Source organism: Streptomyces sp. MnatMP-M17 (genome assembly GCF_900091995.1).
Lineage (GTDB): Bacteria > Actinomycetota > Actinomycetes > Streptomycetales > Streptomycetaceae > Streptomyces.
Genome location: NZ_FMDK01001175.1, coordinates 1 through 1,723, shown reverse-complemented (window position 1 = coordinate 1,723; position 1,723 = coordinate 1). Strand labels below are relative to the sequence as shown.

2 protein-coding genes are annotated in these 1,723 nt (G+C 73.2%); both read left to right on the top strand.

The annotated features are described in order from the left end of the window. Window positions 1–507, top strand: a 507-nt coding sequence (locus GA0115259_RS37500) for an enoyl-CoA hydratase/isomerase family protein (protein ID WP_176732786.1), incomplete at its 5' end; no start/stop codon positions are given. A gap of 81 nt (window positions 508–588) precedes the next feature. Continuing rightward, the coding region (locus GA0115259_RS37495; protein WP_107469422.1) for a GGDEF domain-containing protein at window positions 589–1,723 on the top strand (1,135 nt) is incomplete at its 3' end.

The following is a 1,723-nucleotide window of genomic DNA, read 5'->3' as shown; positions in this document are numbered from 1 at the left end:
GTGCGGGCCCTGCCGATGCCGGTCGTCGCGGCGGTGCACGGCTTCGCACTGGGCGGCGGCTTCGAGCTGGCGCTCGCCTGCGATCTGATCGTCGCCGACCGTACGGCGGTCCTCGGACTGCCCGAGGTCTCGGTCGGAGTGATCCCGGGCGGCGGCGGTACGCAACTGCTGCCGCGCCGCGTCGGAGCCGCGCGGGCCGCCGAGCTGATCTTCACGGCCCGGCGTCTGGAGGCGGCGGAGGCGGAGCGGCTCGGTCTGGTCGATCTGCTGGTGGACGAGGGAGCCGACCGGGACGAGGCCCTCGCGCTGGCGGAGCGCATCGCCGCGAACTCGCCCGTCGGCCTGCGCGCCGCGAAGCGCGCGCTGCGGCTCGGACACGGCCTCGATCTGCGCGCAGGACTGGAGGTGGAGGACGCCGCGTGGCGCTCCGTGGCCTTCTCCGGGGACCGCGCGGAGGGCGTCGCGGCCTTCAACGAGAAGCGGAAGCCGGAGTGGCCGGGAGAGTGAACGGGCCCTGTGGGTGAAGGCGCGATGATCACTCCTCGCTGTCGATGATCAAATCCCGGCATACCGTCCTAAGCTGGGGTTATGGGAGTGGATGGGCGTCTGCGCGCCATAGTGGAACTGTCTCAGGCGATGGCGGCGGCCCCTACGCCGATCGAGTCCTGGCGGGCCGCCGCGCAGGGCGCGCGCGAGGCGCTCGGCGGGAGCTTCGCGGCGCTCTCGGTGTGGGAGCGGGAGCTGGGACGGCTCAAGGTGCTGGTGAATGTGGGTGAGCGGGCCGAGGACGAGGAGGAGTTCCCGGAGGACGAGACCTATCCCGTGCACCGGTTTCCCGAGATCACCGAATTCCTGCACGAGCGCTGGGCGGCGGGCGGCGGCCCGAAGGCCTGGGTCGAGACGGCGACGGGCCCCGCGCGGGCCGTCGGCGCCGGGCGGGCCGAGGGCGCCGTGCGAGCGCCCGGATATCGCCATGAGCGGGTGGCCACGCTGCGCAGACGCGGCCGTGGCTGTTGTGTCGTCGCACCGATCGTGCTGCACGGGCGGGCCTGGGGCGAACTGTATGTGGCCCGTCCTCCGGGACTGCCGGTGTTCGGCCCGGACGACACGGACTTCGCGACCGTCATCGCGTCCGTGGTGGCGGCGGGCATCGCCCAGACGGAGCGGCTCGAAGAGGTCCGCCGGCTCGCCTTCACGGACCCGCTGACCGGACTCGCCAATCGGCGGGCGGTGGACGTACGGCTGGACGAGGCCGTCGGCAGACACCGCAAGGACGGCGCCGTCGTGAGCCTGGTCGTCTGCGATCTCAACGGTCTCAAGCGGGTCAACGACACGCTTGGGCATGCGGTGGGCGACCGTCTGCTGGAACGGTTCGGCACGGTCCTCTCCGTCTGTGGCGCGAAGCTTCCCGGCGCGCTGGCCGCGCGGCTCGGCGGTGACGAGTTCTGTCTGGTTGCCGTGGGCCCTACGGCGGACGAGGTGATCGCGGTGGCGGACGAACTGTGCGTGCGTGCGGGCGAGCTGAATCTGGGCGAGGGCGTGGCGTGCGGGATCGCCTCGACGGGCGATCCGATCGGAGAGGTACGGACGGCACGGCGGCTGTTCCGGCTGGCGGACGCGGCGCAGTACCGGGCGAAGGGCTCGCGCTCGCGCGAACCGGTGGTGGCGGGCCGGGACGGCGCGGTGGTGGCGCTGGCGGACGCGCCACCACGGGCGGCGGACC